Below are 14,005 nucleotides of genomic sequence, written 5' to 3'. Positions count from 1 at the left end.
CACTTTTGGAATGGATTTTCGAATAGCGAAACTCGAGGAGCAGACTCACCAGTGCGCTCATTCGTTGTGGGACTCGGCCGCGCCGGCGCGGGTCTGCATCTCCCGGTCTTGGCCAAACTCCGCGAACGAACCCCTCAGCTCTTCGACGACGGCCCGGTCACGGCGTGCGAGCCGCGACAGAACGTCGCCTCCCGGCCAGGTCTCGTGGTCGCGCCGACCATCGACGCCGCGGCCGCGGGGCTCGACCCCGGCGGCACCGTCGCCCACGTCTGCACACCGCCGACCGAACGTCTCACGGTGCTCACCGAGCTCGCCACACTGGGCTTCCGCAAGGTGATCGTGGAGAAACCGCTCGCCGCCGACATCGACGACCTCGCCCGCATCGTCCGCCTGCGCCGCAAGTACAAGCTGCATATCGAGGTCGTCGAGCCTTGGCTCGCCAGCACACTCACGGCACGGTTGGTCGAGCTGCTCCGCGACGGCCGGTTCGGCGCCGCGAAGTCGGTCGACATCGTCCAGAACAAGCCGAGATTCCGCCGTTCACTCGTACGGCCGGGGCATCCGACCGCCTTCGACGTCGAACTACCGCACGGGGTCGCACTCGCGCTGCGGCTCGCGGGCGCCGCGCGGGTCACCCACGCGTCCGGGACCGATCTCGAAGTCGAGGGGAACATCGGTCCCCGAATGGGTGGCGCCACCGTCGGACTCCGGCATAATTCGGGTGTCCACACGGAGATCCGTTCGGACCTCACTTCCCCGGTGCGGGAGCGGCGGGTCACGGTCGAATTCGAGCAGGGCACCGCTGTCGGGCACTTCGCGGTGAGCGGTGACGACCACCACTCCCAGCTGACGCTGTCTTCGAACGGCCGGTCCGAGCACGTCGTGCTGCGGGACGACGCGATGACCGAGTGGATGTTCGAGGCCTACCGGAAATTCCGGTTGGCCGGGGAGCAGACCCAGGGGTTCACCTTCGCCACCGAAGTGGTGCGGCTGCTTTCGGTGGCCAAGAACATCTGCGCGGAACCGGTCTCCCGGCCCACCCGTCCCGAACCCGACGCGGTGGCCATCCATGCCGGATGACCCGGTGCTCGCCGGCATCACGGACGAGGCGGCGGCCGACCTCGACGGCCAGCTCTCGGTGCTCGATGCCCTGGGATGGAAGGCGATCGAACTGCGCAGCGTCGACAACGACGCCATCGCCGACCTCACCGACGAACGGTTCGACGCCGTCGCGACCACCTTGTCGGACAAGGGGGTGCGCGTGGTCTGCCTGGCGTCCCGGATCGGTGGCTGGGCCCGGCCGATCGGCACCGATTTCCGGCGCGACCTCACCGAACTCGACGTGCTCGCCGGGCGAGCCAGGGCGATCGGCACCCGCTACCTCCGGATCATGTCCTATCCCAACGACGGACTGAGCGATCACCGGTGGCGCGCTCAGGTCGTCGCGCGGATCACCGTCCTCGCCGAACGCGCCGAAACGCAGGGGGTGACGCTGCTGCACGAGAACTGCTCGGGCTGGGCGGGAACGAAGGCCGAGCGCATGCTCGAACTGCTGGACGAGGTCGCGAACCCGGCGTTGAAGTTGTTGTTCGATACCGGAAACGGGGTCGCCCACGGGTACGACGGGTTCGATCTGCTCGCCGACATCGCCTGTCACGTCGAACACGTGCACATCAAAGACGCCGACGAGCGCGGTTTCACTCTTCCCGGTCAGGGTGCCGCGCGGGTCGCCGACTGCGTGAAACTCCTGCAAGCCAATGGCTACCAGGGCGCGTGGTCGTTGGAACCGCATCTGGCGATCAAACCGCACGAACAGGATGTGCTGGCACCCGACGCGATGTCCTCGTTCGTCGCCGCGGGCCGCGCGATGGCCGGGCTGGTCCAGTGATCCCTGCGGATCGGGAACTGCTGTTGCGGCTGCTCGCCCTGCCGACGGCCGGTCCGCTCGAGACCACCGGCGAAGTCCGGCTGTGGGACGCGATGCGCGCCTACGCCGACGCCGCGACCGAAATCGGTTTCGACGTCCTGAGTTTCGCCGCCCCGGACCCGTCGGTGCTGGACCGCCCCGGTGTCCCCCTCGCGGTCCGCGACGCCGGGCCCGGGTTCCTCGCCTGCCAGCCGAGCCTCGCGCTGCGGATCGGCCCGGCCGCTCCCGCCGTGATGTTCAACGTGCACCTCGACACGGTGGCGCCGTTCGAACCGGCGGCTTTCGACGGAACCAGGTTCTCCGGCCGCGGCGCGATCGACGCGAAAGGACCCGCCGTGGCGTTGCTGGCCGGTGTCCGGGCCGCCCTCGCGGTGGATCCGGCGGTCGGCCGGGATGCCGGTGTCCTCATCCAGGCCGTGTCCGGCGAGGAAGGCGGCGCGATGGGCACCTTCGGTACGCGGCCGCTCGTCGAAGCGGGATTCCACGGGGTCCTCAACATCTTCTGCGAGCCGACCGGGTTGCGGTACCTGCCGCGATGCTCGGCGTCGATGACCGCGTGCGTGCGGGTGGACGGCGACGACGCCATCGACGACGAGCCGCACCGAGGGCACAACGCGACGGTTCTGCTGGGCTTTCTCGCCCAGCACCTCGCGGACGACCTGGTGAAGCACGGTCAGGTCTGTGTCGCCGGGCTGCACACCGGGCGCCTGCACAACAGGGTGTACGGCAGCGGAGAGCTTCTGCTCAACATTCCCTACGACTGCGAAGAAGTAGCGGCGAAGATGACTTCGGCGCTGGAGGACGGGCTGCGCACCGGCATCGCCGGGTTCGTTTCCCGGTTCCGGGAGTCGCCGGCCTTCGCCCGTACCGCGACGGACGCCGCGGCGATCACCGGCCTGCGGTGGCTGAAACGCGACCTGCCCGCGTTGCCCGTGCAGGACATTCCGCTGCTGGACGCGTTAGTTCCGCGGTGGCCGGACGATGAGCCCGGGTTCACCTGCGACGCCTTGTGGCTCGCCGGTGTCCCCGGCACCCGGACGGCCGTTCTCGGCCCCGGTTCGCTGGGCGCCAACAACGCGCATTCGCGTGGGGAATACGCCGATGTCGAAGAACTCGACCGGTTCAGTGAACTCGTTCGCGACATCGTCGTGCGGTTCAGCCGGAACGGAGGAGCATGACCGTGCTGGTGCCCTATCCGGCTTTGCTTTCCCAGGTCACCACGATCTTCGTGGATCGCGGGGTTCCCGAGGACCGGGCGGCGGTCGCCGCCACCGCGTTGTGCCACGGCGACCTGACCGGCGTGACCTCGCACGGCCTGGTCAATCTGGCCCGGCTGTACCTTCCCCTGCTCGACCAAGGACGGGCGGAACCGAAGGCCGACATGGTCGTCGAGACCGATCTCGGCGCGTGTGTCCTCGCCGACGCCCGCCGCACACTCGGGTTGTGGTCGGCGTCGCAGGCGATGGAACTGGCGTGCGCCAGGGCTTCACGGCACGGCATCGGCATGGTGTCGCTGCGCGGGGCCACGCATATCGGCTGCGCCGGTCACCACGCCGCGCGCGCCGTCACGCACGGCATGATCGGCCTCATCGCGTCGAACTGCGGCGGGCAGCGCATCGCCCCGCCACCGGGCGGCGCGGCCGCGATGCTCGGCACGAATCCGCTCGCGCTGGCCTGTCCCGCCGGCGGCGCGCATCCGTTCGTCCTCGACATGAGCACCACCGTCGTCCCGACCGGCCGGATCCGGGCCGCGGCGCGTGAAGGCAGGGAGATCCCGCCGGGCTGGCTCGCCGCCGACGACGGTTCACCGGTGACCGATCCGGCCGCGTTCGACCGGGGCGAGGCTCATCTGCAATGGCTGGGTGGAGCTCCCGAAACGGGCGCTTACAAAGGATTCGGGCTCGGTCTGCTCGTCGAGGTGCTCGGCGCGCTGGTTCCCGGAGCCACACTCGGCGCGACATCCGCCGACGCGGACCGCGACGACGACATCGGGGTCCTGACGCTGGCGATCGCCCCGGGGGTCTTGCGTTCCGGATTCGCCTCCGACGCGTCCGCGCTCTTCACCGCGGTGCGTGGCTGGCCCGCCCGGGATCCCGCCGTCCCCGTCGCCTATCCCGGCTGGCACGAGGGCGAGCGCGCGGCCCGGTTCCGCGAACACGGTGTGCCGGTGCCCGACGCGGTCTACGAGGAACTCCGCGCGGCACTGGAGAGGACTGCCGGATGATCCGGGCAGGAGTCGTCGGACTCGGTGTCATCTCGAAGTTCTACCTCGCCGCGCTGGAGCGGTCATCGGACTTCGCACTCGCCGCGGTCTGCGATCTCGACCCTGCCAAACTCTCGAAATGCGACGTGCCCGGCTTCCGCGACCATCGGGAAATGCTCGCCGCCGGTGGGCTCGACGCGGTGATCGTGACCGCGCCCAACGACGTCCACGCCGGCGTGTGCCGGGACGTGCTGGACGCCGGCCTGCCGGTGTGCGTGGAGAAGCCGATCGCCATCAGGCTCGCCGACGGCGAGGATCTCGTGGCGAGAGCGGCGCGGCGGGACGTCGCGCTGTTCACCGCTTTCCACCGTAGGTACAACGACAACGTGCTCGCCCTTCGCGAGCGGCTCGTCGGCGGGCCACCGATCGCTTCGCTGAAGGTGCGCTATTTGGAGCGGATCGAAGAACACGTCGGCGGTGATCGCTGGTACCTCGACGCGACGCGCTGCGGTGGTGGCTGCGTGGCGGACAACGGGCCGAACGCGCTCGACCTCGTCCAGTTGTTCCTCGGCTCGATGGTACTGCGGGACGTCCGGATCGACCGTGACGCGGACGGTGTCGACAGGCGGGCGACGCTCGTGCTCGAGGGCGCGGTCGTGGAACTCGACTGGTCGTTTCCCGGCGAGGTCAAGGATGTCGAGGTCCGGCTGACCGACGGCACCGTCCTGCGCGCCGACCTGCTCGCCGGCTATCCGGAGTTCAAGGAATCGCTGTGGCACGAGTACGCCGGGCTGCTGCGCGAATTCGCGGAGGCCGTACGCAAGGGCGGGGCTTGGCGCGACAGCGGTCTCGACGCACTGTCCATAGTGGACGTGTGCTACCGGAGGGAGAACGATGCGGGAAGACGGGCCGAAACGGGAGATCACCGGCACGGTGGTGAAGGTGCTCGTACATCACCGTGACGACCGGGGAATGAGTCTCGAACCGTTCGCCAGCCGGTGCGTCCGCGTCGGCGAGGTACACGAGCTCGTCACGACCAGCCACGACGACACGGCGCCGGGGGCACGCATCGACCACGTCGGTTTCCTCGGCTTCGCCGAAATAGTGCGGGCCGGCGTGATCGACCGGGGCGACGAGGTGTGGATCGGCGGCGAACTCGTCGGTACCGTACTCGGCTTCGACGGCTGTCATTTTCCCAACCACTACAACATTCTCATCCACACCGCGCTGCCCGTCACCGGCGAGGAAATCGGCCTGAAGCCGGAGCGGGAAGTCTGCTTCCGCGGCCGGGGGGGGGGGGGGGGGGGGGGGGGGGGGGGGGGGGTTTTTGTTGGGGGGGGGGGGGGGGGTCCCCCCCCCCCCCCCCCCCCCCCCCCCCCACGCCGTCAGGTCACCGTCATTTGCCCAGCAGTGGCACGTCGCTCTTGCCGAGATGGTAGTCACGGACCGCGTGCACGAGTTCGTCGACGGTCAACTTGCCGTTGCCGTTGACGTCGATGGCCTGGAACGCGGGGGCCACGGCCGAGGCTTCGACACCGATGGCGTTCAGCCACTTGGCGAACTCCCTCTGATTGACCTCGCCGTCGCCGTCGGTGTCGCACAGCCCGACGATCGCCGCGATGGTCGGGCGGACCACCCTGGAGAATCCCGCGTCGCCCTCCTGGAAGATCTGCGACTCGATCACCTCGGTGAACTGCTTCTCGTTCAACGAGCCGTTCGGGCCGACACCCGCCTTGTCCGCCAGGTACTCGTACATCGTCAGGAACGAGTCCTTCACCGCGCGGGCCTGGGGCGCCGCCGGGTCCTCGCCGAACGCGTTGATGATCCGGGTGGCCTCGGCCTCGAAGTCGGACTTTTCGATTCTGCCGTTGCCGTTGACGTCCCACTTCTCGAAACGCTTCTTGAGCCTGTCGTTCTTGACCGCTGTGGTCATTCGTGCACTCTCCTTTTCGCGGAAGCTTCGGAAGAACTTGCGGTACCGGCGTCCGCCAGGCACTCGACCGGGCGGAACTTTCAGAGACGGACGACCTCCTTTCCGGGAACCTGTCCCGTCACGTCGAACAGCAACCTGGCCGTCGAGGCCAGGTGGCCGTGGTCATAGGCGCGGTGCGCCACCAGCAGGACGGCGACGTCCGCGGTACGGAGCACCTCGTCGAGATCGGCCACCGGTGGCCCCAGTTCGGGCACCGTGTCGGCCACCGGATCGTGGTAGGACAGGTCGGCCCCGAGCGCGCGCAACCGGACGGCGATCCGGATGGCGGCGGACTCGCGGGTGTCCGGCACGTCGGCCTTGTACGCGACACCGAGGAGGAGAACTTTCGCGCCCCGCAACGGTTTTCCCTGTTCGGCGAGCAACCGTGTCACCCGTTCGACCACATGCTCCGGCATTTGGTCGTCCACGAGGCGAGCGGCGTGCACCACACCGAGCACGGCTCCTTCCCGCTCGGCCTTGTCCAGCAGGTATTTGGGGTCGACCGGGATGCAGTGCCCGCCGACGCCCGGCCCCGGCACGAACGGCGTGAAGCCGAACGGCTTGGTCGCCGCGCAGTGCAGCACGTCCCACACGTCGACGCCGATCCGGTCGCAGAAGACCGCGATCTCGTTGACCAGCGCGATGTTCACGTAGCGGTAGGTGTTCTCCAGCAGCTTGGCCATTTCCGCTTCCCTGGTGCCGCGCGCCACCACCACCGTGTCGACGAACCGCCCGTAGAACTCCGCGCAGCGCTTGGCGCACGCCGGGGTTTGCCCGCTGATCACCTTCGGGGTGTTACGGATGCCGAAGCGGCGGTTTCCGGGGTCGACCCGCTCGGGTGAATAAGCGAGCGAGAAGTCTTTTCCCGCGGTCAGACCGTGTTTCTCCAGGATGGGCCGGACGATCTCGTCGGTGGTGCCCGGAAAGCTCGTCGACTCGATCACTACCAGCGTGCCCGGCGTCACCTGTTCGGCGATCGTCGCCGCTGCGGCTCGCACGGCCGCGAGATCGGGCCCGCCCGCCGAATCCAGACCGGTCGGCACACAGACCACGATCGTCTCCGCCTCGACGAGTACCTCGGGATCGGTCGTCACCGTGAAACCGCCCGCCCGCATGGACCGCAACCGGCTCGCGGACACGTCGGGCACATGCGAGCGGCCCGCCGCTACCGCGTCCGCCACCCGCGGCGAGGTGTCGTACCCGACGACCGACAGCCCCGCCGCGTCGACGGCTTCCGCCAGCGGTAGTCCGACGTAGCCGACTCCCACAACGACAACGTCGACAGACACATGACTCCTCTTCGGTCGCTTTGTCACACGAAGCGATCAGCGACTGACCGAGAAGGAGCCGCTGCCCGCCGCGACGTGAGAGCCGTACCCCGGACTGACCGGGACGCCGGGCGTCAGGCAGAGCGGATCTCCGTGAACGACCACTTCCGACGAGCTCAGGTTCGCCAAGACGTGTGCGGCGACAGGAAGTTTGTTGCACCCTTCGGGATTTCTGAAGGTGTCCAGCCGCTGGAGTTCGGTGGAAAAGACCACCACGTTGCCCGCCGCCGCCTCGGCGGGCGGACTCGGCACGATCAGCAAGGCGCCCGCGGACGCCGCGCTCAACGCGGCGATGACAAGACGGTTCATCGAATGCCTCCACATCCAAGATCACGACTTCTCTCCGCACGCTAACAGTCACTCCGCGTAGAACGTGCCGCTCGGCGGAACTTCACGCGCGCGGGTTGCGGCCGGTCCGGACGGATCATTCGGATGGCGGCTTCAAGCGCTCTCTACGTGATCTTCGACCGCGAACCGTTCACAAGAACGAGTGGCGCGAGCGGTTTCCCGGACGACGGAGGACTACTCGACCGCACCTTCGGTTTCCCGACGATCGCATCGAGCCGTCGCCGCGGTCCGACGGTTCCGCCCCTGGAGCGATCGCCGCACCGCAGCCGCGTGCCATTCCCCGTCCCAGGCGTCGTCCGCGCCCTTCATGCGGTTTGCGTAGGAAATCACGCGGCCCCAGTCGTCATTGAGCCTGCGCTCGGTCACGGGGCCGATCACCACCGCCGTGACAACAGCGATTGCGCATTCCCGTTCCCACTGCCGTTTCATTGTCCGATACCGCACTTCGCGGCATTTTCCAGCGCGGAATTCGACCCTTACGTCGAATTCTCGGCCGCCCTATCACGATCCGAGTCGCGTTGGACTCCGTCGTCATCAACCGGACAGTCCGACGGCGAACATGAGAACGCCGGAATGAAACAGGGGCTCTGACCCGTACGATGAGCCTATGTCGGGGGATGAGCCGAGGAAGACCGATGACGAGCCCGAATACAATAAGTGGGCCGTCATGATCGGGGCGGTCAGCGGGGTTCTGGCCATTTTCGTGGCCGTCAATACACTGACCGGGTTCAATCCATTCGATGATCTCGACCGCTCCCCCACCAGCACGCCGTCGGTTTCACGACCGCTCGCGGGGGCCACGAGCGCGCCGCGAACGACCAGGACCACTGAGCCGAAAGAGACCCGGGAACCGGTGTCGAGCACCGCGGCGGCGGATGTGACCACCACCCGGGCCGTCCGGACGACTCCGCCGGCGCGGCCCGAGTTTCAGGTGCGCTCTTCGCAGTGGAACGGGCCGTGCAACGACAACGCCTGCTCGATGAGCGCCGTTTTCCGCAACAAGGGCGGAACGGGATCCGGAAGCGCGACCTTCTTCGTGCTGCGGCCGGACAAATTCAACTATCTCGCGCAGTGTTCCGTCGCGTTGCCCAGGACGGCGGGCGACGATTTCACCAGTGCCGGTTGCATCGCGAGCAGCGCAAAGCTCCAGGACTATTTCCGCGCACACCGCGGCGGAACAGTGCGCCTGTACGTCACGACCGAGAGCTGACGTCAGCCGATACTCTCGACGACGGCCTCGGCCACCGCCTTCATCGTGGTCCGGCGGTCCATCGCGGTGCGCTGTATCCACCGGAACGCGTCCGGCTCGGTAAGCCCCTGACGGCTCATCAGCAGTCCCTTGGCCCGGTCGATGACCTTGCGCGTCTCGAGCCTGTCCGTCAGACCCGCGACCTCGGACTCGAGGGCCTGGAGTTCGGCGAACCGGCTCACGGCCAACTCGATCGCGGGCACCAGGTCGCGCTTCGCGAACGGTTTGACCAAGTACGCCATCGTGCCCGCGTCCCTCGCCCGCTCGACGAGGTCACGCTGACTGAACGCGGTCAGGATGACGACCGGCGCGATCCGGTCACCGGTGATCTTGGAGGCGGCCTCGATACCGTCGAGCTTGGGCATCTTGACGTCGAGAATCACCAGATCGGGCTTCAGCTCGGTGGCAAGGTTGATGGCCTGCTCGCCATCTCCGGCCTCGCCGACCACCTCGTAACCCTCTTCGCGCAGCATCTCGACGAGGTCCAGGCGGATGAGGGCCTCGTCTTCGGCCACGAGCACCCGCCGCTGGGGTGCGGCGACGGCACCATTGGCCTCGGCAGCCTGCTCGGTCACCGGGGTCCTCCTGAAGGTCGTCGGGCAGTTCGGCTCGCGGGCTGTCCGCGAACCTGAAGCCTACCGGGAACGATCCAGACGGCTAGATGGCGTTCACCACGTCAGACGGTCGTCACACTCCCGGGCCCGGCGAACGGCGCGCTCCCGTGATCCCGTAAAGTTCATCGGGCACCGCCCCCGTAGCCCAACTGGCAGAGGCAACGGATTCAAAACCCGTCCAGTGTGAGTTCGAATCTCACCGGGGGCACCAACAGGAACCTCACGAACAGAACCGGCGCGCTGCGCCGGGGTGTCCAGGGGTTCCATGGTCTTGGCGATCCTCTCCGCTGCCTGACCGATGTGGGACAGCTGGTCTGCTGGGAGCTTGATCGTCACTGCCGCATGCTCGCCGTCGTCGTGAACCACGATCGCGAACTGGACGGCCTCGAACAACGCCCATAGGCAGTGCCGCGGAGCCTTCGCCAAGTTCAACGCCAGGCAAGGAAGCGCGTCAATGAGTTGCAGGGTGTCGATGCTCATCGACTGCGGCGTCGCCTCGTCCGCTTTGTCCAGCTCCTCCAGTTTTGCCCGAAGCTCCTTATCGTCGGCGGCCAGCTCGTTGTAACTGCCTCGTAGTGCCGTGGTGAACGGATCCTCCGGGTCACCCTGCTGCGCTTGCTTGAGGATCGACGCCTGTTTCCCGGCAATCTCGGCGAGGCTCCGCTGAACGCGTTCACGCTCGGCGTGACGGGCGACGACGTCACGATCATCCACTCCGGCCAGATCGGCTTCGAGGACGGACCGCCGATGGTGGTCGATTCCCGGCGATCCGGCGCCAGGAGGCTCGTCTTGGGCAGTGTTGTCCACCGCCTGCGTCCGGCACGCGACGTGTCCGGTCGTACTGGTGTCGCTGCAGGCGGTTCATCGGTTCAGCCCGGCAGCTTCCTGATCCGGCGCGGTCCGTGAAGGCCTCCTTCCCCACCTCGAGATAGGGGAAGCCAAGTTGCAACTGACGTACCCAAAGCCTTACCGGCATTCCGACAGCTCGATCACCCTCTTGGCCGCCGAGGCAGACGGCGGATTTCCAGCGCGGACCGCTAGAGCCGGTCGGCTCAGTCCTGCGGCTGGCGGGACTTCCGGGCGAGGTGGAAGAGCCCGGCGGCGATCAGAGCAGTGACCAGTCCGAGCACCAGGAAGAACCACCCGATTCCCTGGCCACTGGAGGCGACGATGCCGATGCCCGCTACCACTGACATGAGGGCCATCAACGCCGTTGTCGTTGCCCTCCAAGTGAAGGGCGACCGGCTGTCGACGTCCTTGGATGTGTCGGCTTTCATGGCCTTCTGATACCCGGTAAGGGCTTCCATCAATCCAGGAGGTGCGTTCAGTCCACTTCGCCGAACCGCGGCGCAGTCCACGCCAAGAACAACCTCGACAACGCTGGCTGGATCCAGCAGAGCGACTGCTACACCGCCACCTACGTCGAAGTGAGCCCTACAGGGCGTTTCGCGTTCATCAGGACCGACGGTGCTGTGTTCGCCAAAGACACCATCGGTCCGGCCCACCGGCACGACCAGGAGCCACAGCCATCGCCATGGCATCCTGACACCTAGCCGACCCCAGGCCCGCGAAATCGCCCCTGCACAGAGGACCGGAATCGGATCCGTCCGCGATCAGACACGGTGAACCCGTTCTTCGGCGCCCACGCGCGGATTGCCGGTTTGCCAAGATCGCCTGGCCGGCGCAGGAACTTCGCGTTCCAACCCTGGTCGATCACCGCAGCTCAGGCAAATCCGCCTGCTTTCCCGCGTAGTACGGCGACCCGTGTCGTTGCGTTCGCGCACGCTCGAGGTCCGCCGTGTGGCGTGCTACGACATCGCGCGCTGCGTCGTCCTTGTAGCCCGCTTCCCGAATCGCGTCCGTGAGGGCTGTCGCGAACTGGCTCTGGAGCATCTGCAGGTGCCGCTCCTGATCGGCCGTCTGCAAGTCGTTGAGCGTGTCTGCCACCGCCAGCTCACGCAGGCTCGGTCCGGCGCCGTACCTGGCGGGGTCGAGTCTGTGTCCGCTCGACAGTGGTCGTGCCTGTGGCAGCAGGCGAACGAGACGCCTGGGCCAGGTCACGGGCAGCGTGACCGCATCCAGCAGTCCACGTCCGACGGCGGGCATCGCTGCCGGTTCGATGTGCCGGACCGCCGGCAGCATGAAGGTGCGCCAGTCGGCCTGCACGAACAAGTCATCGACGGTCAGGTGCACGTACGCGGACACCACACAGTCACCCGTCGTCACCTCTACCCGGAGGTGGTATTTCGCCCAGTCGGTCGGGTGCTCCCGGATCTCGCGCGCGCGGTCAGGCGGCAGCCATTCGGCCGGTGCGGCCTCGGGCGAGGTCAGGAAGTCGCGGGTCGCTGGCTCGGCCAGGTGCGCCACCAGCCCGTCGGCAGCGACGATCACGACCTCGGCGGCCGACAGGTGTTCCAGCCCTGTCGCGGTCCGAAGCCCTATAAGGCGATCCTGCACGTTGGCATAAAGTGACGCAGTGGTGAGTCCGGCATTCTGGTCGGCGTCCGGTGACCGTTGCAACGGGATTGCGAATGACCACGAATCCCTCGGCGTGCCAGACCCTGGGAACAGCCCAGGCCCCCGGGCGACGATCACCGCCGCACAGCCGTAATCGCCTGGCGAAGTATCACGATCGGGCACTTTCCTCGACACCGGCGCGCGGACGAGTCCCTCCCGCGGCGGCCTCCCCGCGCGTCTTGACGCGACGACCGCGTCGAGGCACAGGACTACCACGATCGCTGCCAGAGGCACTGCCATCAGGCCGTCGGCGGTCGTGAACCGGTGGTAGGTCGAAAGGACCAACGCGACGCCCGCGACAGCAGCAGCGGCGGCGGCATAGCGCCACAGAGGGCGCGAAGTTGTGGTCGCTGCCATGACACCGGCACCGAGCACCGTCCACCCCGCCACCAGCGGCCACGGCGCGACGATCACGGCCAGGACAACCAAGGCCAGCAGCACGGCATCCCTGATCCGGTGCCTGATCCTTGCGGTGGCGGCAGCGAGCAGCACCGTGCGCACATCCACCCCGCGCTCAGGTGGCAACGCCCGAGTGGGGCAGGTAAGGAACTCCCGCGCCACTGCTTCGGCGAACTCCTCGTCCAGTTCCGCCGCAGCGCGCAGGCGAGCAGTGAAGTCCGGCATGCGCAAAACTTGCCCCGCCTGGGCCAGCACCTTCCGAAGACCGGCCGCCACATCGACATCGACGGGCTCCTGGTCACTCTCGTGTGCGTGCCGCACCAGGTCGCGCAGGGCGTCGTCATGTGGATCGGTCATCGTCACCCCTTCCTGACCAATTTGACTGTTCAACGACACACCGCCGGAGCGCGGCTCGCATGCGCTCGACGTGGGTGCGGACCGTCGACTCCGCGATCCCGAGCACCTGCGCGATCTCGCGATAGGTGAAGCCCTCGATGAAGTGCAGCACCGCCACGGCCCTACGCCGCCCCGGCTGCACCGCGATCAACTCCAAGATCGCCCGAACCGGGGACATCCCGTCGAGCACCGCGCCAAGCCGGGCATCCTCCGCGGCCGGGTCATAATTGTCCTCGTACTCGACGAGCCGTCCGGCGAGCCGGTAATGATCGCGGACCTTGTTCGCCGCGATCGCGACCAGATAGCGTCGGTTGTCCTCGATCGATCGGTGCCGTCGCCCGGCCCAGTTATCCAACATCACTAAATAAGCGTCGTGCAGGGCATCCATCGCCAGGTCGCGATCGCCCGCCGTCATACGGCAGACGACATGGAGAGAGCGGGTATACGTTTGTTCGTAGAATGCGGAGTAGGCGCCGAGACCGTCGTAGGGACCACCGGGATACACCGGCCTCATCTTGGCAGCTCACCACCGCGGACGGGACGAATCGGCAATGATCCGGCCTGCTCGTGTCCGATCACGATCTCCAGCACCGCACCGTCAACGTCCCTCTCGACCACCCGGCTCCCTGACGGGAGGCGCGCCGCGATCTTTTCGAGGCCGCGTCGCCGCGACGACGCCCGCCGCAACGCGATCAGCGCAAGGGCACAGGTGGACGCAGCCGGCACCAAGGTCACCAACAGCCACACTCCGGACATCCCTCTCCCTCCGACCAGCGCATCTGGTGAAGGCTCGTGCGAGAGGCGAATTCTGTCTACACGCCCACTGCACGCCTCGAAACAGACCTCAGTGCGGGCTCTGCCGAGACCAGCACAGCCGAGCTGCTCCGCGCAAGAGCCGATCGAGCTGTTCAAAGGCAGCCGTTGAATGCCGGTCCGACAGAAACGAAATGCTGCTGTAGCCCGGCATCAGGGCGGGTGTATCGGGCTCTACGTCGGCAACGGAGCCCGATCGGAGACGGGGTGGCCCTTATGGCAGCTTGGCGATTCCGCCC

The 14,005-nt window shown here is 67.4% G+C and carries 17 protein-coding genes and 1 tRNA gene; 9 read left to right on the top strand and 9 right to left on the bottom strand.

The annotated features are described in order from the left end of the window. Positions 1-51: 51 nt before the first annotated feature. The 6 genes from ACZ6DT_RS13240 to ACZ6DT_RS13215 are packed head-to-tail and all read left to right on the top strand — an operon-like array spanning position 52 to position 5,621. Positions 52-1,080 (top strand): Gfo/Idh/MocA family oxidoreductase, encoded by a 1,029-nt coding sequence (locus ACZ6DT_RS13240; protein WP_465593282.1) that lies wholly within the window; start codon positions 52-54, stop codon positions 1,078-1,080. Further along, on the top strand, positions 1,070-1,888 hold the full coding sequence (locus ACZ6DT_RS13235; protein WP_465593279.1) for a sugar phosphate isomerase/epimerase family protein: 819 nt from the start codon (positions 1,070-1,072) through the stop codon (positions 1,886-1,888). The genes ACZ6DT_RS13240 and ACZ6DT_RS13235 overlap by 11 nt, the downstream gene beginning before the upstream one ends. Then, positions 1,885-3,105 (top strand): M20/M25/M40 family metallo-hydrolase, encoded by a 1,221-nt coding sequence (locus ACZ6DT_RS13230; protein WP_465593276.1) that lies wholly within the window; start codon positions 1,885-1,887, stop codon positions 3,103-3,105. The genes ACZ6DT_RS13235 and ACZ6DT_RS13230 overlap by 4 nt, the downstream gene beginning before the upstream one ends. Further along, positions 3,102-4,151: an Ldh family oxidoreductase gene (locus tag ACZ6DT_RS13225; protein WP_465593273.1), complete on the top strand. Its 1,050-nt coding sequence runs from the start codon at positions 3,102-3,104 to the stop codon at positions 4,149-4,151. Before ACZ6DT_RS13230 ends, ACZ6DT_RS13225 begins: the two co-directional genes overlap by 4 nt. Next, on the top strand, positions 4,148-5,092 hold the full coding sequence (locus ACZ6DT_RS13220; protein WP_465593270.1) for a Gfo/Idh/MocA family protein: 945 nt from the start codon (positions 4,148-4,150) through the stop codon (positions 5,090-5,092). The genes ACZ6DT_RS13225 and ACZ6DT_RS13220 overlap by 4 nt, the downstream gene beginning before the upstream one ends. Continuing rightward, positions 5,025-5,621, top strand: a complete 597-nt coding sequence (locus tag ACZ6DT_RS13215; protein WP_465593267.1) for a DUF6917 domain-containing protein — start codon at positions 5,025-5,027, stop codon at positions 5,619-5,621. Before ACZ6DT_RS13220 ends, ACZ6DT_RS13215 begins: the two co-directional genes overlap by 68 nt. Here ACZ6DT_RS13215 and ACZ6DT_RS13210 read toward each other — a convergent pair. From ACZ6DT_RS13210 to ACZ6DT_RS13195, 4 genes are all read right to left on the bottom strand, one after another. Then, a complete protein-coding gene (locus ACZ6DT_RS13210) occupies positions 5,527-6,063 on the bottom strand; it encodes an EF-hand domain-containing protein (RefSeq protein ID WP_465593264.1) in 537 nt (178 codons plus the stop codon). The two genes, ACZ6DT_RS13215 and ACZ6DT_RS13210, sit on opposite strands and share 95 nt — an antisense overlap. Before the next feature lie 80 nt (positions 6,064-6,143). Next, positions 6,144-7,391, bottom strand: coding sequence for a nucleotide sugar dehydrogenase (locus tag ACZ6DT_RS13205; protein WP_465593261.1), 1,248 nt, complete (start codon positions 7,389-7,391; stop codon positions 6,144-6,146). A gap of 36 nt (positions 7,392-7,427) precedes the next feature. Further along, positions 7,428-7,739, bottom strand: coding sequence for a hypothetical protein (locus ACZ6DT_RS13200; RefSeq protein ID WP_465593258.1), 312 nt, complete (start codon positions 7,737-7,739; stop codon positions 7,428-7,430). Positions 7,740-7,952: 213 nt separating this feature from the next. Next, complete coding sequence (locus ACZ6DT_RS13195) at positions 7,953-8,207, bottom strand: hypothetical protein (protein WP_465593255.1); 255 nt, start codon at positions 8,205-8,207, stop codon at positions 7,953-7,955. 178 nt (positions 8,208-8,385) lie between these two features. Here ACZ6DT_RS13195 and ACZ6DT_RS13190 point away from each other — a divergent pair, with 178 nt between their 5' ends. Further along, a complete protein-coding gene (locus ACZ6DT_RS13190) occupies positions 8,386-8,988 on the top strand; it encodes a hypothetical protein (RefSeq protein WP_465593252.1) in 603 nt (200 codons plus the stop codon). 2 nt (positions 8,989-8,990) lie between these two features. On the opposite strand, the gene ACZ6DT_RS13185 is transcribed toward ACZ6DT_RS13190, so the two are convergent. Further along, positions 8,991-9,602, bottom strand: a complete 612-nt coding sequence (locus ACZ6DT_RS13185) for an ANTAR domain-containing response regulator (RefSeq protein ID WP_005157321.1) — start codon at positions 9,600-9,602, stop codon at positions 8,991-8,993. Between the two features lie 173 nt (positions 9,603-9,775). Here ACZ6DT_RS13185 and ACZ6DT_RS13180 point away from each other — a divergent pair. Continuing rightward, positions 9,776-9,852 (top strand) — tRNA-Leu (locus tag ACZ6DT_RS13180). Positions 9,853-10,256: 404 nt separating this feature from the next. After that, positions 10,257-10,547 (top strand): hypothetical protein, encoded by a 291-nt coding sequence (locus ACZ6DT_RS13175; RefSeq protein ID WP_465593249.1) that lies wholly within the window; start codon positions 10,257-10,259, stop codon positions 10,545-10,547. A gap of 146 nt (positions 10,548-10,693) precedes the next feature. Here the strand turns inward: ACZ6DT_RS13175 and ACZ6DT_RS13170 are convergent, their stop codons facing one another. Genes ACZ6DT_RS13170 through ACZ6DT_RS13155 form a run of 4 tightly spaced genes read right to left on the bottom strand, consistent with a single transcriptional unit; the run spans position 10,694 to position 13,467 of the window. Further along, positions 10,694-11,182 (bottom strand): hypothetical protein, encoded by a 489-nt coding sequence (locus ACZ6DT_RS13170; RefSeq protein ID WP_465593246.1) that lies wholly within the window; start codon positions 11,180-11,182, stop codon positions 10,694-10,696. Positions 11,183-11,190: 8 nt separating this feature from the next. Then, positions 11,191-11,358: an Lsr2 family DNA-binding protein gene (locus ACZ6DT_RS13165; protein ID WP_465593243.1), complete on the bottom strand. Its 168-nt coding sequence runs from the start codon at positions 11,356-11,358 to the stop codon at positions 11,191-11,193. Then, positions 11,355-12,914 carry a hypothetical protein gene (locus ACZ6DT_RS13160; protein WP_465593240.1) on the bottom strand — a complete coding sequence of 520 codons (1,560 nt, stop codon included), beginning with the start codon at positions 12,912-12,914 and terminating at the stop codon, positions 11,355-11,357. The genes ACZ6DT_RS13165 and ACZ6DT_RS13160 overlap by 4 nt, the downstream gene beginning before the upstream one ends. Beyond that, positions 12,898-13,467 carry an RNA polymerase sigma factor gene (locus ACZ6DT_RS13155; protein ID WP_465593237.1) on the bottom strand — a complete coding sequence of 190 codons (570 nt, stop codon included), beginning with the start codon at positions 13,465-13,467 and terminating at the stop codon, positions 12,898-12,900. The genes ACZ6DT_RS13160 and ACZ6DT_RS13155 overlap by 17 nt, the downstream gene beginning before the upstream one ends. Positions 13,468-14,005 lie beyond the last annotated feature (538 nt).

The organism is Amycolatopsis sp. NPDC041971 (genome assembly GCF_055588925.1).
The sequence above is the reverse complement of the archived record's forward strand: the minus strand, read 5'-3'. Positions and strand labels throughout refer to the sequence as shown.